This window comes from Acinetobacter sp. YH12070 (assembly GCF_013419625.1).
Classification (GTDB): Bacteria; Pseudomonadota; Gammaproteobacteria; order Pseudomonadales; family Moraxellaceae; genus Acinetobacter; species Acinetobacter amyesii.
In genome coordinates this window covers 51309-70989 of record NZ_VOZT01000016.1, presented here as the reverse complement: position 1 = coordinate 70989, position 19681 = coordinate 51309, and the positions used below count along the sequence as shown (strand labels likewise).

18 protein-coding genes are annotated in these 19681 nt (G+C 40.9%); 13 read left to right on the top strand and 5 right to left on the bottom strand.

Annotation, left to right across the window (positions count from 1 at the left end):
- Positions 1–225 precede the first annotated feature (225 nt).
- The 4 genes from FTU17_RS06820 to tig all read right to left on the bottom strand — a co-directional run bounded on the left by FTU17_RS06820 (position 226) and on the right by tig (position 4574).
- Positions 226–939: a DUF2846 domain-containing protein gene (locus tag FTU17_RS06820; protein WP_078189660.1), complete on the bottom strand. Its 714-nt coding sequence runs from the start codon at positions 937–939 to the stop codon at positions 226–228.
- Between the two features lie 163 nt (positions 940–1102).
- Positions 1103–2413 carry an ATP-dependent protease ATP-binding subunit ClpX gene (gene clpX / locus FTU17_RS06815; protein WP_078189661.1) on the bottom strand — a complete coding sequence of 437 codons (1311 nt, stop codon included), beginning with the start codon at positions 2411–2413 and terminating at the stop codon, positions 1103–1105.
- Positions 2414–2442: 29 nt separating this feature from the next.
- A complete protein-coding gene (gene clpP, locus FTU17_RS06810) occupies positions 2443–3048 on the bottom strand; it encodes an ATP-dependent Clp endopeptidase proteolytic subunit ClpP (protein WP_078192707.1) in 606 nt (201 codons plus the stop codon).
- A 194-nt stretch (positions 3049–3242) separates the two neighbouring features.
- Positions 3243–4574 (bottom strand): trigger factor, encoded by a 1332-nt coding sequence (gene tig, locus FTU17_RS06805; RefSeq protein WP_180073289.1) that lies wholly within the window; start codon positions 4572–4574, stop codon positions 3243–3245.
- A gap of 272 nt (positions 4575–4846) precedes the next feature.
- Here tig and FTU17_RS06800 point away from each other — a divergent pair, with 272 nt between their 5' ends.
- From FTU17_RS06800 to FTU17_RS06755, 10 genes are all read left to right on the top strand, one after another.
- Entirely contained in the window at positions 4847–7057 is a 2211-nt protein-coding gene (locus FTU17_RS06800) for a TonB-dependent receptor domain-containing protein (protein ID WP_180134971.1), read from the top strand.
- 301 nt (positions 7058–7358) lie between these two features.
- Positions 7359–9653 (top strand): catecholate siderophore receptor Fiu, encoded by a 2295-nt coding sequence (locus tag FTU17_RS06795; protein ID WP_180134970.1) that lies wholly within the window; start codon positions 7359–7361, stop codon positions 9651–9653.
- 97 nt (positions 9654–9750) lie between these two features.
- Complete coding sequence (locus tag FTU17_RS06790; protein WP_180134969.1) at positions 9751–10434, top strand: Fe2+-dependent dioxygenase; 684 nt, start codon at positions 9751–9753, stop codon at positions 10432–10434.
- Positions 10431–11531, top strand: a complete 1101-nt coding sequence (locus FTU17_RS06785; RefSeq protein ID WP_180040543.1) for an alpha-hydroxy acid oxidase — start codon at positions 10431–10433, stop codon at positions 11529–11531. The genes FTU17_RS06790 and FTU17_RS06785 overlap by 4 nt, the downstream gene beginning before the upstream one ends.
- Positions 11532–11794: 263 nt before the next feature.
- Positions 11795–13492: a 2-isopropylmalate synthase gene (leuA, locus tag FTU17_RS06780; protein ID WP_111884051.1), complete on the top strand. Its 1698-nt coding sequence runs from the start codon at positions 11795–11797 to the stop codon at positions 13490–13492.
- A 104-nt stretch (positions 13493–13596) separates the two neighbouring features.
- Entirely contained in the window at positions 13597–14757 is a 1161-nt protein-coding gene (locus FTU17_RS06775) for a homoserine O-acetyltransferase (RefSeq protein ID WP_168377871.1), read from the top strand.
- Positions 14757–15350 carry a methionine biosynthesis protein MetW gene (metW, locus tag FTU17_RS06770; protein ID WP_180134968.1) on the top strand — a complete coding sequence of 198 codons (594 nt, stop codon included), beginning with the start codon at positions 14757–14759 and terminating at the stop codon, positions 15348–15350. The genes FTU17_RS06775 and metW overlap by 1 nt, the downstream gene beginning before the upstream one ends.
- The gene (locus FTU17_RS06765; RefSeq protein WP_078189669.1) at positions 15347–15937 is read left to right on the top strand and encodes a tetratricopeptide repeat protein; all 591 of its coding nucleotides are present in this window, start codon (positions 15347–15349) and stop codon (positions 15935–15937) included. The genes metW and FTU17_RS06765 overlap by 4 nt, the downstream gene beginning before the upstream one ends.
- 103 nt (positions 15938–16040) lie before the next feature.
- Positions 16041–16664, top strand: coding sequence for an RdgB/HAM1 family non-canonical purine NTP pyrophosphatase (gene rdgB / locus FTU17_RS06760; RefSeq protein WP_078192870.1), 624 nt, complete (start codon positions 16041–16043; stop codon positions 16662–16664).
- Between the two features lie 65 nt (positions 16665–16729).
- Complete coding sequence (locus FTU17_RS06755; RefSeq protein WP_180010204.1) at positions 16730–17023, top strand: hypothetical protein; 294 nt, start codon at positions 16730–16732, stop codon at positions 17021–17023.
- A gap of 36 nt (positions 17024–17059) precedes the next feature.
- On the opposite strand, the gene FTU17_RS06750 is transcribed toward FTU17_RS06755, so the two are convergent.
- Entirely contained in the window at positions 17060–17941 is an 882-nt protein-coding gene (locus FTU17_RS06750; RefSeq protein WP_168377993.1) for a permease, read from the bottom strand.
- 141 nt (positions 17942–18082) lie between these two features.
- On the opposite strand from FTU17_RS06750, the gene tatA reads away from it, so the two are divergent.
- The 3 genes from tatA to tatC are packed head-to-tail and all read left to right on the top strand — an operon-like array spanning position 18083 to position 19560.
- A complete protein-coding gene (tatA, locus tag FTU17_RS06745; protein WP_078189673.1) occupies positions 18083–18304 on the top strand; it encodes a Sec-independent protein translocase subunit TatA in 222 nt (73 codons plus the stop codon).
- Positions 18305–18316: 12 nt separating this feature from the next.
- Positions 18317–18793 carry a Sec-independent protein translocase protein TatB gene (gene tatB, locus FTU17_RS06740; protein WP_180021083.1) on the top strand — a complete coding sequence of 159 codons (477 nt, stop codon included), beginning with the start codon at positions 18317–18319 and terminating at the stop codon, positions 18791–18793.
- Positions 18790–19560: a twin-arginine translocase subunit TatC gene (gene tatC / locus FTU17_RS06735; RefSeq protein WP_180113544.1), complete on the top strand. Its 771-nt coding sequence runs from the start codon at positions 18790–18792 to the stop codon at positions 19558–19560. The genes tatB and tatC overlap by 4 nt, the downstream gene beginning before the upstream one ends.
- The last annotated feature ends 121 nt before the right edge of the window (positions 19561–19681 follow it).

The window sequence follows — 19681 nt, the reverse complement described above, 5'->3', positions numbered from 1 at the left end:
CTCATGAAATACGGTATTCTGATGTGACAAAACCTGAATCCTGGTCGTTAAAGTGTTTGTTTGCACTCATATTTTAACTGTTAGGACTCAGGTTTTTTTATTTAAAGCAAACTATGGGACAGCAGTGCCCCATCGGGTGCTTTTTTATTGTCAATATTTAGACTGTCTGTCGAATGACATTCGCTATTTAATGCTTTCACACACTAAAAACAACGGCAAATTACATTACCAAGTTAATGGATTCCACAATTTAAAAGGCTTGGTCAACTGCACATCTTCCGCAGGATCATAATGAGGCGCCTTCAATTTCTGCGCACTTTTACGTACTTTTCCAGAGTTTTGATCTTCTGCCACAAAGTTAAAACTGTTGGATTTCAACTCTGTAAATGCGATTTCATTTCGACCAATTTTTTCAGGCATGAGCAGCAATGGCCCTGAAACCGTTCTTTTACTGGATAAATTCTCTTCATCATATTTAATGAAGTAAGTTTGACCTGCTTCAACATCAAAGTCTAAATATTTAGGCTTTTGAAAATGATTCACCCCCAAAGGGCGACTCGATGATAAGCGGTAATTCCCCGCCGGTAACTCCACCCAGTAATAATGATTATTCAATAAACTTGGAATACGCTCACTGTTCAGAAATAAGCTACTAGCCACAATTTCTTGGCGGTTCCACTTACTGTCTGGACGATATAAATACACAATCGCTGCTTGGTCATGCTGAGCTTTCACTTCTTGAAAATGTCGACCTTGTTTCTGATTGACCCAACCACCAATGGTAAACATACCCAATCGATATTGTTCAATATGGCCCGGTGTACTTTCAGGATCCACGGGCTTTAATGTTGAAGCCAATGACGTTTGCTCAACGGCTGATTTTCCATGACAACCCAGCAGCGCTACACTGCTTAAAAGTAGAATTGCAACTCCACGCATGATTATCCCTCACTGCGTCTTTTTTTATTTTTACACTTTTGTTTTCAGTTTTTTACATTCAGGCATCCACGCCATCCTGCTGAGATTAACATTCTGCCTTTATTTTTGGAAATAAAAAACGTGTGCAAATCTTGGATTTACACACGTTTCAGACGAATAGCGCTTAAGCAGATTTAGAGTTCACAACTTTTAAATCTGACTTCGGTGCAGCTTCTTCAGTTTTCTTTGGTTGACGTTCTGATTTAAATTCAGGTTCCGCTTCACCATTAATCACCGCTTCATTGACGACAACCGTACCCACATCTGAACGACTTGGTAGGTCATACATCGTTTCAAGCAATGAATTTTCTAAAATCGAACGTAGACCACGTGCACCTGTATTACGGTCAAGGGCTTTTTTAGCCACGGCACGCAATGCTGAATCTTCAAATACAAGGTCAACATTTTCCATTTCAAATAAATATTGGTACTGACGTGTCAATGCATTTTTTGGTTCTGTCAGAATCTGCATCAATGCTTCTTCGTCGAGTTCTTCCAAGGTAGCAATCACAGGTAAACGACCAATAAATTCAGGAATCAGACCGAATTTAACCAAATCTGTCGCTTCAACTTGGCGGAATAAGTCAGATAATTTTTTAGTTTCATCTTTCTTACGCACTTCAGCTGTAAAGCCAATACCGCCTTTTTCCTGACGCTGCTGTACGATTTTCTCTAGACCAGAGAATGCACCACCACAGATAAACAGGATGTTTGAAGTATCAATTTGAATAAATTCTTGCTGCGGATGCTTACGACCACCTTGAGGCGGAATCGACGCAACCGTACCTTCGATCATTTTCAATAACGCTTGCTGAACACCTTCGCCTGACACATCACGAGTAATTGATGGGTTTTCAGACTTACGGGTAATCTTGTCGATTTCGTCGATATAGATAATACCCTTTTGCGCTTTTTCGACATCGTAATCTGCTTTTTGTAACAGCTTTTGTACAATGTTTTCAACGTCTTCACCGACATAACCTGCTTCGGTTAAGGTCGTTGCATCTGCCATGGCAAATGGCACATCTAAAAGACGCGCAAGTGTCTGAGCAAGCAGTGTTTTACCTGAACCTGTTGGTCCAACCAACATAATGTTACTTTTCGAAATCTCTACACCGTCTTCTGGTTTTTTACCACTGGTGCCAACTTTTAGGCGTTTATAATGGTTGTATACCGCAACAGAGAGGGTCTTTTTCGCAACATCTTGCCCAATCACATATTGGTCAAGCGCAGCACGGATTTCATGCGGTTTTGGTAAAGGACGAGTTGCCCAGTCATTTGATTCAACTTGCTGACTGGTCTGAACTAGGTCAAGACATACGTCCACACACTCATTACAGATGTACGCGTCCTCACCTGCAATCAGTTTCCCGACTTCAGACTGCGTTTTACCGCAAAATGAACAATGCTTTTGTCCTTGAGGATGTTCGGACATATTCACTCCAATAATTAATTCTTTAAAACTTATGGGCGTTTAGATAAAACTTCGTCCACAAGACCGTATTCTTTCGCAGCTTGCGCTGTCATAAAGTTGTCACGGTCAGTATCTCGAGCAACAGTTTCGTAGTCTTGACCACTATGCTCTGCCATTAAACGATTTAAACGTTCTTTGATGAATAGAATTTCACGTGCATGAATTTCAATGTCAGATGCCTGACCACGGAAACCACCAAGGGGTTGGTGAATCATGACACGGGCATTTTCAAGACAGTAACGTTTGCCTTTAGCACCGGCATTAAGCAGGAATGCACCCATCGATGCTGCTTGCCCCATGCAGTAAGTCACAACATCAGGTTTAATAAATTGCATGGTATCGTAAATCGCCATACCTGCAGTAACCGAACCGCCTGGTGAGTTGATATATAAATGAATATCTTTATCTGGGTTTTCTGCTTCTAAGAACAACATTTGGGCAACAATCAAATTTGCCATGTTGTCTTCAACTTCACCGGTTAAAAAAATCACACGTTCACGCAAAAGGCGTGAATAAATATCAAAAGAACGCTCGCCACGAGATGACTGTTCTACCACCATTGGCACTAGTGCGTTTTCAATTGTTGGAACATACATACGTTATTTATTCCTAAATTTTTCTGACTCAACCCATAATTCACAATATGAGGGATATTTGTCGAAATTGCAAAAGATTCCCAATTAAATAACAGATATTTTTTTCATAAGCATTGTGAAATCAGGACAACTTATTTGGGGGCAAATTTCGATAAAAAAAGGCGCTTAATGCGCCTTTTTTTGAAAGCTAGAAATTAGCCTTGTTGACGAGCTTGTTGCTCTTTCAATAAGTCTTCATAGCTCACAGTTGTATCAGTTACTTTAGCAGAAGCTAAGATGTGATCTACAACTTGGTCTTCTAGAATAACAGCTTCGATTTGAGCGCGTTGCTGTTTATCGTTGTTGAAGTATTCAATCACTTCTTTAGGATCTTCGTAAGAAGAAGCCATGTCTTCGATGTAAGCATCAACACGTTCAGCATCAACTTCAAGTTTAGCTTCAGCCAATACTTTGCTGACTAATACGCCAAGTTTAACTGATTTTTCAGCTTGCTCTTTGAATAGGTCATCTGGAAGCATGCTTGAATCAAACGCTTTAGCGCCTTGAGCACCAAACTGTTGAGTGAATTGTTGGATCATTTGTTGACGTTGACGGTCAATTTCTTGAGCAACCATTGCTTCTGGAAGTTCTACTTCGTTTGCAGCTACAAGCGCATCAAAAGTTGCACCTTTCACTTGGTTACGAAGACCGTTTTTCACTTCACGTTCCATGTTTTTACGCACGTCAGCTTTCAGCTTTTCAACGCCTTCTTCTTCAGTTAGACCGAAGATTTTTAAGAATTCAGCATCAACTTCTGGAAGTTTTTGTTTTTCAACAAGCTTAACAGTGATTTTGAATTGAGCAGCTTTACCAGCAAGGTTTTCAGCTTGGTAGTCTTCAGGGAAAGTTACATCGATAACTTTCTCTTCGCCTTTCTTCATACCAACGATGCCGTCTTCGAAGCCAGGGATCATACGACCAGAACCAAGAACGAGTTTAAAGTCTTCAGCAGCGCCGCCTTCAAACTTCTCGCCATCAACAGTACCTTCAAAGTCGAAAGTTACTTGCATGTCTTTTTTAGCCATGCCTTTAGTTTCAACCCATGAAGCGCGTTGTTTTTGAAGATTTTCAATCATCTTCTCAACGTCTTTGTCGTCAACTGAAGTTGTTTTACGTTCAACTTCTAGACCTTCGAACTTAACTTCAACTTCTGGATAAACTTCTACAGTTGCTTCATAAACTAAAGCATCATCTTTCATTTCAGTTTTTTCAATGTTTGGCATACCAACAGCATTGATTTTTTCTTGTTGGATCGCTTCGAATACTGTGTCACGAATGATGTCGTTTACAACTTCTTGATAGATACCAGCACCGTATTCACGACGAACAACGTTTACAGGTACTTTACCTGGACGGAAGCCGTTGATCTTCACAGTTTTGGCAGTGCGTTTCAAGCGAGCTTCAAACTGCTCGTTAATACGGCTCGTCGGTACAGATACATTTAAACGACGGGCAACGCCCGAAACCGCTTCAGAAGTTACTTGCATGGCTTCCTCGATAATTTGTTAGTTAAAACAGTTTTAAAAAAAAGTGCCACATTATATGACAACAATTAAAGATATACAAAAATGGATTATAACACTATAAATTCAGGCATGGATGCCCTTCTTATTTTTAGAATTTTTCAGCTTTTTTCGAAGAAATATTGATTATTTTTTAATTCACCATTGAAAATGAGAAACTTTCTCACTATTATTCTTAATGATATTTTTTTAATTTATTTTCATATATTTATCTTGTCCATATTTGGTATTCTTTTATGAGTAAATTTAATCTCAACCCTCTTTCCGCTGCTTTATTTGGGGCAATTGTAACTACTACGAGTTTCGCACATGCTGAAACGACTGAATCTCAAGCTCAACAGATGGAAACCATTGTTGTTTCTGCAGCGGGCTTTGAACAAAAAGTAAAGGATGCTCCTGCTTCAATTACCGTGATTACGGCTGAAGACTTAAAAAATAAACGAATTACATCCGTTGCAGATGCATTAAGTGATGTAGAAGGTGTCGATGTTAGCCCTACAGCAGGGAAAACCGGTGGATTAAATATTCGTATTCGTGGTATGGACGCCGAATATACCTTAGTTTTAATTGATGGCCGCCGACAAAATAGTACAGGTGACATTGCCCCTAACGGATTTGGTGAGTCGAATAATAGTTTTATCCCCCCTGTTTCGGCTATCCAACGCATCGAAGTCATCCGCGGACCAGCTTCCACTTTATATGGTTCTGATGCAATTGGTGGTGTAGTCAATATCATTACCAAAAAAGTTTCACCAGAATGGACAGGTTCGGTCACGTTAGAAGGGACAGTGCTGCCAAATCACTCAGACTTTGGTAACCAACGCGCTGTCGATGCATTTTTAACAGGGCCAATCATTCAAGATTTATTGGGCTTACAAATCCGTGCACGTAAAGCGGAACGTGATCAATCAGATTTAATACGTAGTGATGACGATGATACTGGTGCTGAACTTAGTGGCGGAAATAGCCCAACTAAATCAGATCTAGAAACTATCGGTGCTCGCTTAACCCTGACACCGCACAGCGACCATGATATTTCAGTTGAATATGAAAAAACTGAACAATGGTATGACAATAGTAAAGGTCAATTAGGGACGCTTGGCGCAAATGGTGGTTATGGTGATGCTCAAGAATATAACCGTGAGAAAATGATCCTCGCACATACTTGGAATAATGCTATTGGCAAACTTGAGTCAAGTATTATCAATACTCAAACAGAAACGGTTGGACGTTTAATTCCTGCACGTGCACAAGGAATGTCAACAGCCATCACTCCTCGTGTGTTAGAAAGTGAAGATACGATTTTTGATACTAAATTTACCACTCAACATTTTGAAGACCACCGTATTACTCTAGGCGGTCAATGGTGGGAAGCCAGTATCAGTGATGGTTTACGTGTAAAAAAAGAAGTTTCTTTTGAGCAATTGGGTCTATTCGCCGAAGATACTTGGTCGCTGAACGACAATCTTGCATTAACACTTGGTCTTCGTTATGACGACCACGATACGTTTGGTGACTTTTGGACACCACGTGCATATTTGGTATGGAATGCAAATGAAAACTGGACCTTCAAAGGCGGATATAGTGAAGGTTATAAAGCCCCACGTTTAGAACGTTTAACTGATGGTGTGGTCAATGTCAGTGGTCAGGGTCGTACACCAACTTTTGGCAACCCAAATCTAAAACCTGAAACCAGCAAGAACTTTGAGTTTGGTACATACTTTTCTACCAATCATAATTTTGACTTCAACGTAACAGCTTTCTTTAGCCAAATTGAAGATAAAATTATGACGGGCAATAAAGAAATTAGCTGTAATACTGATAACACAACAACTTCGGGTATTAATTGGTCTAAAGCGGACTGTGAAGCATTCATGGCATCGGTTGGAACGCCATGGGTGATGGATTATAACCGTGGCACACCAGACTCATGGAATGTGACTCGCCCTGTGAATGCCGAAGAAGCTGAAGTCTATGGTATTGAAGCTGGTTTAAACTGGGCATTTGCCGATAATTGGAAATTTGGACTGAACTACACGTGGACTGAAACTGAAATTAAAGATAGCAGTTTAGGCAATCCTGTACTTAATGACACACCAGAACACATAGTTAATGCGTCGCTTAAATGGCAAGCTGCTGACTTTATGAATTTATGGGCGCGTGGTGAGTATCGAAGTGAACGTGCACGTTTCACCTCAACCTATGACAATCTAACTGCAGCGAATCAACAGGTTTATGATGCCCTTGGTGACTACAAGGAATACGCATTATTACATGTCGGTTCAAACTTTAATGTCACGCCAAACTGGGATATTGGTGTTGCTCTGTACAATGTCTTTGATAAAGACTTTAACGATTATGAGAAAGTCGCAAATAGCTATTACAACCATTATAGCAATACTCAAGAAAGCCGCCGCGTACAATTAAGTACAACCTTTAAATTCTAAATAACACTTTATAAAAAAACCTGCTTCGGCAGGTTTTTTTGCATCAACAATTTACGATTTATTCTTATTTAATTCACAATCATGGCTATATTTGCAATCTCAATCAATTACAAACCAATAATATGTTTTATCAATACTTAATAAAAAACAGATACTTAATTAATACTTGTTATATCATTACATTAAATAGGGCTATCACGATACGATTATTTATCGTGAATAACAATTACATAAAGATGTAAGAACAAATAAGAATCATTATTATTCGCATACAAATTCACTACTCCGAATCGGGTTCGAAATGGCCTTCATTAAAACACGTAAGAAAATTGTTTCTACAGCGATTGCTTCATCACTTTCAATCATTGCAGGCAATGTAATGGCTGAAGAAAAAGCTGTCCAACTCGAGACGATTAATCAAACTGTAAATAAAGAGAATTATAAAGTAGAAAAAGCGTCTTCAGATAAGTTTACGCAATCTCAACTAAATACGACTCAGACTATGGCCATTATCCCTGAGAAAGTATTAAAAGAACAAAATGCAACGACCCTAACAGAAGCACTTCGAAACGTTCCTGGTGTCGGCACATTCTCCCTAGGTGAAAACGGACGAATGAATACTGGTGATGCTGTTACCATGCGTGGATTTGATACAGCAAATAGTATCTTCATCGATGGAGTACGTGACTTGGGTAACGTTACTCGAGACATGTTTAATTACGAACAAATTGAAGTATTTAAAGGCCCTGCTGGTACAGATAATGGTCGTACAGCTGCCTCAGGTTCAATTAATTTATCAACAAAAGAAGCAAAACTTCAAGACGCTAACAATGCAACTCTTGGTTTCGGCTCAGATGAATATTACCGAGCAACTGCGGATATTAATAAAGCAATAAGCGATACAACTGCCATCCGTTTTAATGCCATGGGTGAAAACTCAGACGGTATTGGTCGTGACGGCGTTACAAATGAAAAATGGGCTGCTGCACTTTCAGCCGGCTTTGGTTTAGGCACAGATCTTCGCCTTTTCTTAGACTATCTACATATTGAACAAGATAATGTCTTGGATGGCGGTATACCAACCGTTGGTTTACCTGGTTTTGATGCGGCTAAAAGTGCTGGTAGTCGAACTGACTTTTCAAATCTTGCTGGTTATTTGAATTCTCACCCAGTGGATACATCAAATTATTATGGTGCACCTGAAGATTTTGATGATGTCACTGCAGACATGGCAACTGCTCGTTTAGAGTATGATTTATCAGAAAATACGAAAATCAAAAATACCTCTCGTTGGGGCAAAACAGAGCATCAATATTTAACGACATTCTCAGGTAATGCCTTCACTACAACGTCAACTGACCTGAATGATCCTACTGCAATGCGCGTTTCAGGCAGTGCAAATAATAGTGATTCTGAAGATGAAATTATAACTAACCAAACTAGCTTGGTTACAAGTTTCAATACAGGTCGCTTAAAACATGATGTCAGTACAGGGGTTGAATTTACACGTGAAGAAATGAAAACACGTGGTTGGACTGCTACGGTTACCGGTACAAGTTCATTGTATAACCCACAAGGCACTGTACATACCGCTTTAGTCAGAAATACCAATGGTAATGGTGATTCTGAAGCTCAAATGGATACCTACTCTATTTTTGCCTTCGATACTATTGAAATTTCACCACAATTTTCTGTGAATGGTGGCGTTCGTCTAGATCGTTATAAACTTGATGCCGATACATTTGTGAATACGGCTGTTTCAGGTCAACCGGCAAATTATGTTGCACAAAGCTTTAAAGATGACGGCAACCTATTCAACTGGAAAGTTGGGGCACTATATAAACCAACTGAAAACGGTAGCTTGTATGCTAACTACGCCATCCAACAACAACCACCGGGTACTATTACAGGTGGTGACGGTATTGGTAATGCCAATGCATTTGCCCCATCTGGTTCAGCGAGCAGCAATAACAACTTAGATCTTGATCCTCAAGAAATTGAAACCATTGAAGTTGGTGCTAAATGGGAATTTTTTGACAACCGTTTACTCTTAACAGGTGCACTTTTCCAAACTGAACTCACAAATGAGTTGGAAAAAGATGGTGAAGAATACTACCAAACTGGTGAAAAATCAGTTAAAGGGGTTGAACTTGGCGTGATTGGTAACTTAAATGACAATTGGCAAGTTATTGCTGGTTATACACATCAAAAAACAGACATTAAAAATGTAACCCAAGCTGCGAGTAACCAGCAAGTTTCAGCAGATGGTTCAAGTAATATGCCATTTACGCCTTCTGATGCATTCACATTGTGGACGATCTACAATATGGATAAATGGAGCATTGGTAGCGGCGCGCGTTACAATGGTGAAATGACTAAAAACAAAGATGGCAATCAGGTCGGTCCTGCTGTCATCCCTGACTACTGGATATTTGACTCAATGGTTAGTTACCAAGCAACACCAAATGTAGGTATTCAATTCAACATCAACAATTTATTTGATGAAGACTACATTAACAGCATCAACCGTGGTGGATTACGTTACATCGCAGGTGCTGAACGTAACTATCGCTTAACATTTAATTTTAAGTTCTAAATTAAATATTCTAAAAAAAGCCTTAATCTTGTATTAAGGCTTTTTTATTTATGCTTATCTTATGTAGATTTGATTAAAATTAGATTAAGGTTAAATTATGCTTCTTCATGTCCCTCATGTCCTTTCAAAGCAACACGTTCAAAGCATCAGACAAGCGATGAACCAAGATAATCAGTGGGTTTCAGGAAAAAGTTCGGCCGGAGCACAAGCTCAAAACATCAAAAAAAATTTACAAATCAATTCAAACAGTCAGCTCTATCAGCAGTTAAGTCAGCAAGTATTACAGCAAATTAAAGAAAGTCTGCTCATTCAATCTTTTGCATTACCTAAAGAAATCTTACCTCCGCTATTCAATTGCTACCAAGATACGGGCCACTACGGTAATCATGTCGATAATGCAATCCATTACTTTAATGAAAAAAATATAACTGTACGTACTGATGTATCAATGACCATTTTTTTATCAGAACCCGATGAATATGAAGGTGGTGAACTGATCATTGAAGATACTTATGGTGAACACGAAGTAAAGTTAGATGCTGGCGATGCAATTGTTTATCCTGCGACCAGTCTACATCGTGTTGAGCCAGTGTCTTCAGGCTCCCGTATTGCAGCATGCACTTGGGTACAAAGTATGGTCAAAGATGATTGGCAGAGAAGTATGCTCTTTAACTTAGATCAGACCATTATGCAATTACGACAAAATTTAGGTGATAGCAAAGAAATTTTACAACTGACGAATCACTACCATAATCTTTTACGTCAATGGGCAGTTCTATGAGTCAACATTCACCATTGCAACCACTGACACAAATACCAGCTCATTTGCAAACCATTGCCGATTACGAAAAACAGGCTGAACTGCACCTGTCACACATGGTGTGGCAATACCTACAAGGTGGTTCTATGGATGAACACAGTGTACGTGGCAATTTGTCTCAGTTTGAACAGATACAACTTCTACCACGTATGCTCAGAGATCTGACCCAAGGTCATACCCAAATTGAGATATTAGGGCAACGTTTTCCGCATCCTATTTTTGTAGCACCCATTGGTCATCAACAACAATTTCATCCTGATGCTGAAGCTGCAACAGCCCTCGCCGCCGAAGTCCTTGGCAGCAATATGATCCTCAGTACGTTTACCAATACAGATATGCGTGAGTTAAAGCAGGACAATCCATTCAAATGGTTCCAATTGTATTGGCAAGGTGAGCGCGAAAAGTCATTATCACTGGTCAAAATGGCAGAAGCACATGGTTTTAAAGCGATTGTGGTGACCGTTGATTCTCCACATTCAGGAATTCGTGACCGAGAGAGACATGCGTTTTTTGAACTTCCTAAGCATGAACCGCAGCCTCATCACTCTATTCAACAACCTCAAACCAATAAAAATGAACATCCATTATTTCAAGGTCTAATGAAAATTGCACCGACATGGGCGGATATCCTTTGGCTCAGTCAAAATACATCTTTACCAATTATTTTAAAGGGCATTGTCAGTCCACATGATGCTGAACTTGCCCTGCAACACGGTGTACAAGGCATTATTGTGTCGAATCATGGTGGGCGCGTACTGGACGGTTGCATTTCCCCTCTCACCGCCTTAGAACTGATTAAAAAAGTTGTGCCTCTGGATTTCCCAGTTTTATATGATGGTGGTATTCGTCGTGGTTCAGATGTGTTTAAAGCGATAGCCTTGGGTGCATCTGCCGTATTAGTCGGCCGTCCCTGCATTTATGGTTTAGCTACAGCGGGCGCTTTAGGCGTTGCACATGTACTCAAAATACTGAAAGAAGAATTTGAGATTACAATGGCATTGATGGGAACAGCCACCGTCGATGAGATTAATAAAGATTATATTTTTCAAAAAAGCTAATTTTATAGAAAAATATTTTCCAGTAATGGCATCTTGACGCAAAAATAGGAAATTATTTCCGAAATATATGGACTAATATTTAGTTATACATTTACGAGCTTACGGTAAAGCTAAGTCATGTGAATCTTTACAGATTTATTTCGACTTTCGACTAAAGACTCCGAAATTAAACTTGTAAATTGCTAGAATAGACACAATCTATATAAGTAGTACCTTGCCGTTTATCCACGACATTTATCCACGGTGCTATAAGGAGTTTTCACATGATGTTGGCAGATCCAAGCAAAAAATACCGTCGCATGTACCAACGTGTAGACTTACCAGACCGTCAATGGCCAAATAACGAAATCAATAAAGCGCCGATCTGGATGAGTACCGACCTTCGTGACGGTAACCAAGCGATCTTCGAGCCAATGAACATTGAACAAAAGTTCAAAATGTTCCAAATGCTTGTGAAAATTGGTTTCAAACACATTGAAATCGGCTTCCCTTCTGCATCACAAATCGACTTTGATTTCACTCGTTTGTTGATCGAAGGCGGTCATATTCCTGATGATGTGTACATCGAAGTTTTGGTTCAAGCACGTGATCATTTGATTCAACGTACATTTGAATCATTACAAGGTGCAAAACGTGCCATCGTGCATATCTACAACTCAAATTCTCCAACCTTCCGCAATAAAGTGTTGAATGTTGATGTTGCTGGTGCAAAACAATTAGCGATTAACGCTGCAACGAAAGTCAAAGAATACGCTGCAAAACAGCCTGAAACTGAATTTGTATTCCAATACAGTCCAGAGTGTTTTACTGCAACAGAATTAGAAGTGGCTAAAGATGTCTGTGATGCGGTCACTGAAATTTGGGAAGCATCTCCAGAGAACAAAGTGATTTTAAATTTGCCTGCAACGGTTGAAGTTTCTGGTCCAAACGTCTATGCAGACCAAGTGGAATGGATGCACCGTAATATTCAGCGCCGTGACGGTGTGATTATTTCTGTGCACTGTCATAACGACCGTGGCTGTGGTATTGCCGCTTCTGAGTTGGCGATTATGGCTGGTGCTGACCGCGTCGAAGGTTGTGTGTTTGGTAATGGTGAACGTACAGGTAACGTAGACGTTGCAGCGATTGCATTGAACATGTATACCCAAGGTGTTGCGCCAAACTTAGATTTCTCAAACATTAACGAAATCATTTCAATCATTGAAGAATGCACAGGCTTGCCGGTACACCCTCGTCATCCGTATGCTGGTGATTTGGTCTTCACCGCGTTCTCTGGTTCACACCAAGATGCCATTAAAAAAGGTTTTGAGTTCCAAAAGAACGAAGAAATGTGGGATATGCCTTATTTGCCAATCGACCCGAAAGACTTGGGCCGCGACTATGATGCGGTGATTCGTGTCAATTCTCAGTCTGGTAAAGGCGGTATTGCGTACTTGTTAGAATCAAATTACAACGTGGTGTTGCCTCGTCGTATTCAAATTGAGTTCTCGCAAATCGTACAGCAAAAAACAGATGAAGACGGTACTGAGATTTCTGCGCAAGCGATCTGGTCATTGTTTAAAGACACTTATGTGGCTGCCAAAGATACGCATTATGCGGCGAAAAACTACCGCTTACATGATGAAAATGGCAAACAAGTCATTGAGCTTGATGTCGAAGTGAACGGTGAGATCCAGCAATTACGCGGTGAAGGCAACGGCCCAATCTCTGCCATCTTAAATGCCTTGCAGTTACCGATTGATGTCTTGAACTATGAAGAACGTAGCATCAGTTCAGGCGCACATGCTAAAGCCTTGGCTTTAATTGAGCTTCAAGTGAAAGGTACAGGTAAGTCTGCATTCGGCGCAGGTGTGCATGACAACATCGTGACCGCATCTATCGAGGCGATTATTGCCAGCACTAACCGTTTAATTGAACAAGGTGTTTTGAGTACTGAACAAGTGATTGCTGCTGCAGTCTAATTCAATGCTATAAATATCAAATAGCAATAAAATGACTTTAGAAGGATACCCTCAAGTGGTATCCTTTTATTATTCATACTAAAGATTTAAGGCGAATTATTCCTGTGTCTTTTCCAGCTGACTCAGTGGGCTTAGTTACCCCACAAAAGTTTATTTTTGAAGAGCCGTTAGAGCTCGAATGCGATCGCATACTCCCACGTTTTGAGCTCATGGTTGAAACTTATGGCGAACTGAATGCAGACAAATCCAATGCAATTTTGATTTGTCATGCACTGTCAGGCCATCACCATGCTGCAGGTTATCATCATGAAGATGACCGTAAGCCGGGTTGGTGGGATGCATGTATTGGACCAGGCAAAGCTATTGATACGTCAAAATTCTTTGTCGTAGCACTAAATAATATTGGCGGCTGTAGCGGTTCTACTGGACCGACCTCTCCAAATCCTGAAAATGACAATCGCCCTTATGGTCCTGATTTTCCATTAGTGACTGTCCGTGACTGGGTCAAAACCCAAGCCATGTTGTCTGATCGTTTAGAGATTCAGCAGTGGTATGCGGTGATTGGCGGCTCTTTAGGTGGTATGCAAGCTTTACAATGGTCTGTGGACTATCCAGATCGTTTACAAAAGTGCGTGATTATTGCCAGCACACCAAAACTGTCTGCGCAAAACATTGCCTTTAACGAAGTGGCGCGTCAGTCTATTTTGTCTGACCCAGATTTTCATGATGGTCGTTATTTAGAAAATGATAGTTATCCTAAGCGTGGTTTGATCTTGGCCCGTATGGTGGGTCATATCACTTACCTCTCTGAAGAAGCCATGAAACAAAAATTTGGCCGTGACTTAAAGTCAGGTAAATTTATGTATGGCTTTGACGTCGAATTCCAAGTCGAAAGTTATTTGCGTTATCAAGGTGAGCAATTTAGCCGTAACTTTGATGCCAATACCTATTTGATCATGACCAAGGCTTTAGATTATTTCGATCCATCACGTGAATATGAGCAATCATTAAAAACCGCGATGTCTAAAACCAAGTGTCAATTTTTAGTTGTTTCATTTACAACGGACTGGCGTTTTACCCCTGCTCGTTCGCAAGAAATTGTAGATGCATTAATTAGCAATCATAAGCCTGTGAGCTATGTGGATATTGATGCCGAACAAGGTCATGACTCTTTCTTGTTCCCGATTCCGTTATATGTGAAAAGCTTACGTGCATTCCTAGGCGGTGTAAAACACCTGCAAGAAACACCGAAGGAGACCAACTAATGCGTATTGATCATCAACTTGCTGAACGTTGGATTAAACCAGAGTCAAGCGTACTCGATTTAGGGTGTGGTGACGGTGAACTGCTTGCACATATGAGCAAAAAGCACAATATTCGTGCATATGGCTTAGAAATTGATCAAGAAAAGATTGCAATTGCAGTCAGTCGCGGGTTAAATATCATCCAACAGGACTTGAACTTAGGTTTAAGTCGCTTTGCCGACCAGTCTTTTGACTATGTGGTTATGGCACAAGCCTTGCAAGCTGTAGATGCACCAGACGTTCTCTTAAGAGACATGGTGCGTGTGGGGAAACAGGCTATTATTACCTTTCCAAACTTTGCACATTGGAAGACTCGTTCTTTCCTTGCATTAAAAGGAATGATGCCCGTTTCAGACGCGTTACCCTATATGTGGTATAACACGCCCAATATTCATTTATGTACTTTCCGTGATTTTGAAGCGCTGTGTGCTGAAAATAACATCCGGATTATTAACCGACTTGCCGTGAATGGGGATCAACAAGACAGTTTACTCAGTAAACGTCTCCCAAATCTATTTGGTGAAGTCGCAATTTATCGAGTGAGCGCTCTATGAAAAAATTATTATTAAGCACGACGCTACTGATTGGACTTTTTAGCATACAAGCCCATGCGGATTATGTTGCTCCATCATCTTCAGTTTCTAGCCAAGCTGCTCAATATTCAATTATGGATATTCACAGCTTAAGTAAAGCTGCTAAAGCAGGTCAGCCCGGTGCTCAGTTTTACTTAGGCACTAAATATCAACAAGGTAAAGACGTTGCCAAAGATGAACGTCAAGCTTTTGCATGGTATAAGGCTGCTGCTGATCAAGGTTTATCTGCAGCACAGCTTAATGTAGGTCGTATGCTTGCAGATGGCATTGGGACTAAAAAAGATGAAGCGCTTGCTCGTCAATATTTCGAAAAAGCAGCCAGCCGTGGTGATAACCGCGCAAGCTTTAACTTAGCCATGATGGAAGAGCAAAAGAAAAACTACATGGGTGCATACCAATGGTATGAGCTTTCTACCCGTGATGGTATGCTCGACAACAAAGTGATTAGCTTGTCTGAAGGTAAGAAAACGGCATTGGCAGCCAACTTAAGCCAAGACCAAATTCGTCAAGCACGTGACCGTGCAGACAAATGGATTCAAGCACAATAAGTTTTTGAATCTTAAAAAGCACCTTCGGGTGCTTTTTTATTGCCTGTCAACCACAGCATCTTGTTAAAATAGCCTCAAATCTTGTTTTATGGTGAATATTCACATGGCTTCAACTGATTGGTTATCTCAAGGCACTTTGGTGCTTGCAAGTAATAACAAAGGCAAAATTGCAGAATTTGAAAAAATGTTTGCCGAGCTTAATCTTCCTGTTGAAGTGATTCCACAAGGTCAGTTGAACATTGAAGATGCCATCGAAGACGGCCTAAGCTTTGTTGAAAATGCCATTATCAAAGCGCGTCACGCATCGAAAATTTCAGGCAAGCCAGCCATTGCAGATGATTCTGGCATTTGCGTTCCTGTACTCGGTGGCGCACCAGGGATTTACTCTGCGCGCTATGCAGGTGAACATGGCAATGATGCCGCTAACAATGCCAAGTTGCTTGCTGACCTCAAACCGCTCCGTAAAGAGGGTGAAGCAATCGAAGGGATGTTTGTATGTGTCTTGGCTTTGGTCCAACATGCAGAAGACCCACTCCCACAAATTTTCCAAGGGATTTGGCGCGGTGAAGTGATGGAAGCAGCACGTGGTGAAAATGGCTTTGGCTATGACCCACTGTTTTGGCTGCCTGAACTGAATGTTTCTAGTGCTGAATTATCAAAAGAAGAAAAAAATAAAATCAGCCATCGTGGTCAAGCGATGAAATTATTTAAAGCAAGTTTGAAATAAGTTAAATTGGAGTTAATCTTAATGCCAAAGATTAACTCCAATCCCTGAATAAAAATAGAATAATTATGGCACTTCAACCGATACAGATCATATGCAACACTTGCCATCACACTTCAACTGAAATCCCGACACGCTCTTTTCTTGGTTTTCAAAAACTAAGCTGCCCTCATTGCCATGCGCAACTGACCTACCCGCTCACCTCAGGCTTTCGTACCACTTACGCTATTTTTGCAGTGTTGATTGTACTGTCGATCATGCTTAATCTGTCGCAAGGTCAGGTTGGATTTCCAGGCCTGATAGGTATCGCGATGATATATGCCCTCGTGCGTGATTGGCAGATTCGCAAACAGCTCAAGTAGTCGCCCTTTACGGGCATTTATAATTCACTTTTCATCTTAAAGCGAAAAAAGATGCAAAATTAACCCATAAAAACTGACGACGATGCAGCTCATAATCGTGCCTGAAGCAATATAACGCGCCGAAGTGCCTGTTCCTTGATAATGCGTTTCTAAAGCCACAATATTCGCTGCAGGGGGTAAGCAAAAGAGCATAAACATCACCCCAATATATTTCTCGATCTGGGGAATTGGAAGAAAGGCATAACTCAAACTACAGATCACCGCGCCAACGGTGAGTTTCATCGCATAAATACGACTACTGTTAATCAGATCACGCCATTGTACCTTGGTTTGACGCAGCCACATGCCTAAGACACACATCCCCGTGAAACTCATTCCAATTTTTGCAGCTTGATAGAGCCAATCTAAGATCTGATGTTCTTCTAAATGCTGCAGTCCAACTATTCGACAGACGCCTGCAATCATCAAGGCAAATACAGGGGGAGACATCGCCACTTTTTGCATCACGCTCGACCATGGTAATTGGGCTGAACTGACGGCTGTCACGGCCCACATATTGCCAAAGATAGAGCCACCGACATACAGAGCCACCATCGCTGCACTAATTTCAGGGCCAAACAGTGCTAAGGCAAAAGGAAAACCCAGCCAAGCCAAGTTCAAATAACTGACACACAAGGCACGTAAACTATCTTTTAACAGCCAGCGAAATAAATAAAACATCAGCACGGCAACACTAAAGCTAAAGAGCATGAGCGCTAAACTGCCTGCTTGATAGAACACCATGTTGTAGATGATTACGGCTGGAATAAAACAGCGTGCAAGTAAGCTAGAGAAAATCGATTTGAGCGATGCGGTTCCTGATAATGATGCCAATCCGAGACCACTTAAAAAACCCAATATCGGAAGAAGAAACGCCACTACATCACCCTCACTGCTCAATCCATGCATAGTAACACTGAACATAAGCTTCGCGGCTGTCTTTAAACTGCAACATCTTGGTCACTTCACTGTCATCTACAACTGCTGAAATGTTGTGCAGACCAACAAGAGGATAACAAGATGGCTGGACTATCGATTTGGCATGTACTGATTTTTGCAATTGTGGTGATTTTACTCTTTGGTACCTCTAAGCTAAAAAACTTGGGCAAAGATGTCGGCGGCGCGGTCAAAGATTTCAAAAAATCGATGCGTGATGAAGACGCAGCAAACACACAGCTTAATGAGCCTCGCACGCTAGAGCATGAAGCTCAAAATAAAACCAATTCCTCAGTTCAAAGCTAAGGAGTTGTCATAATGCTTAATATTGGTATTAGCGAATTACTGGTGTTCAGCATTATTGCGCTGATCGTACTTGGCCCAGAAAAACTGCCTGAAGGTATCCGCTTTGCAGGTAAATGGTACGGGAAAGTTAAACGACTGATCAGTAACGTGCAAACAGATATTGACCGTGAACTTCGCATGTCCGAACTTCGTGAAGAAATGCAAAAAGAAATGCAACGTATTCAACAGCTCGAAGCGCGTATGCAGGCTCAGATGAATGAATTGCAACAAACGCAACACCCCATAGAACAGACTGCGCTAAAACAACAAGAAGCCGTCCTACCTGACAATAAAAATTTATCCCCACGTTATCAGTACATCGAACGTGGTCAGAGCACGATCTTTGCCGTGGCTACACCCCAAATGAAAAAAAAGCACGAGATTAAAACAGACCAAGCTCCCACATTAAGTTCGACCGATGCATTAGCAGAATATCAGGTGGCCGTATGACAGATCTTTCATTGAATAATTCACAGAACACTGTGCCTGATTTGGAAGAAATGCCGATCACCAAACATTTGGTGATTTTGCGTCGGCATTTGATCAAAATTACAGGACTCATTTTGATTCTGTTCTTTTGTTTATTGCCCTTTGCCAATCAAAGCTATCAATTGATGTCAGAGCCACTGCGTGCTCAACTGCCAATGACCTCATCCATGATTGCAACGGATGTAACCGCCACCTTTATGGCGCCGTTTAAGCTGAATTTCTTTGTCGCGCTAATGCTCGCGATGCCCTTCGTGATTTATCAACTTTGGGCCTTCATCAAACCTGCACTGTATGAAAAAGAGCGGCATTTGGCGATGCCCTTATTATTCGGCAGTATCGTCCTCTTCTATGCCGGAATTGCATTTGCCTATTGGGTTGCCCTGCCCTCCATCCTACATTTTTTTATGAGTGTTTCCCCTGAAACAGTCGCCCCAATGACGGACATCAATAGTTATTTAAGTTTCTGCTTAAAGCTTTTTTTGGTGTTTGGGCTGACCTTTGAAATTCCCATCATCACGCTAATTTTGATTTTGATCGGGGTGGTGTCTACTCAAACCTTGGTGGAGAAGCGTCGTTTTATTATCGTCGGCTGTTTTTTTGTCGCCATGTTTGCCACGCCACCCGATGCGCTTTCGATGATCATGCTGGCCATTCCTATGTGGATGCTGTTTGAGCTGGGTTTGTTCTTTGGCAAGCTGATTGAAAAACGACGTGCATCTGCACCTTAAACAAACTTATTTTTCGACAATTTTGGTGAGTTTTACACCTAAGAGGCTGAGATAGCCTCTTTTTTTATGCGTCCATTTAATGTTTTGCAATTTTCATGCAGCGAAATCTAAACGCCTATTT

Bases quoted from the DNA above. Each gene is read 5' to 3' on its own strand.
- FTU17_RS06800 (WP_180134971.1), top strand. From the start codon at position 4,847: ATGAGTAAATTTAATCTCAACCCTCTTTCCGCTGCTTTATTTGGGGCA.
- tig (WP_180073289.1), bottom strand. From the start codon at position 4,574: ATGCAAGTAACTTCTGAAGCGGTTTCGGGCGTTGCCCGTCGTTTAAAT.
- leuA (WP_111884051.1), top strand. From the start codon at position 11,795: ATGATGTTGGCAGATCCAAGCAAAAAATACCGTCGCATGTACCAACGT.
- tatB (WP_180021083.1), top strand. From the start codon at position 18,317: ATGCTTAATATTGGTATTAGCGAATTACTGGTGTTCAGCATTATTGCG.
- clpP (WP_078192707.1), bottom strand. From the start codon at position 3,048: ATGTATGTTCCAACAATTGAAAACGCACTAGTGCCAATGGTGGTAGAA.
- tatA (WP_078189673.1), top strand. From the start codon at position 18,083: ATGGCTGGACTATCGATTTGGCATGTACTGATTTTTGCAATTGTGGTG.
- FTU17_RS06795 (WP_180134970.1), top strand. From the start codon at position 7,359: ATGGCCTTCATTAAAACACGTAAGAAAATTGTTTCTACAGCGATTGCT.
- tatC (WP_180113544.1), top strand. From the start codon at position 18,790: ATGACAGATCTTTCATTGAATAATTCACAGAACACTGTGCCTGATTTG.
- FTU17_RS06790 (WP_180134969.1), top strand. From the start codon at position 9,751: ATGCTTCTTCATGTCCCTCATGTCCTTTCAAAGCAACACGTTCAAAGC.
- rdgB (WP_078192870.1), top strand. From the start codon at position 16,041: ATGGCTTCAACTGATTGGTTATCTCAAGGCACTTTGGTGCTTGCAAGT.
- metW (WP_180134968.1), top strand. From the start codon at position 14,757: ATGCGTATTGATCATCAACTTGCTGAACGTTGGATTAAACCAGAGTCA.
- FTU17_RS06755 (WP_180010204.1), top strand. From the start codon at position 16,730: ATGGCACTTCAACCGATACAGATCATATGCAACACTTGCCATCACACT.
- FTU17_RS06820 (WP_078189660.1), bottom strand. From the start codon at position 939: ATGCGTGGAGTTGCAATTCTACTTTTAAGCAGTGTAGCGCTGCTGGGT.
- clpX (WP_078189661.1), bottom strand. From the start codon at position 2,413: ATGTCCGAACATCCTCAAGGACAAAAGCATTGTTCATTTTGCGGTAAA.
- FTU17_RS06785 (WP_180040543.1), top strand. From the start codon at position 10,431: ATGAGTCAACATTCACCATTGCAACCACTGACACAAATACCAGCTCAT.
- FTU17_RS06765 (WP_078189669.1), top strand. From the start codon at position 15,347: ATGAAAAAATTATTATTAAGCACGACGCTACTGATTGGACTTTTTAGC.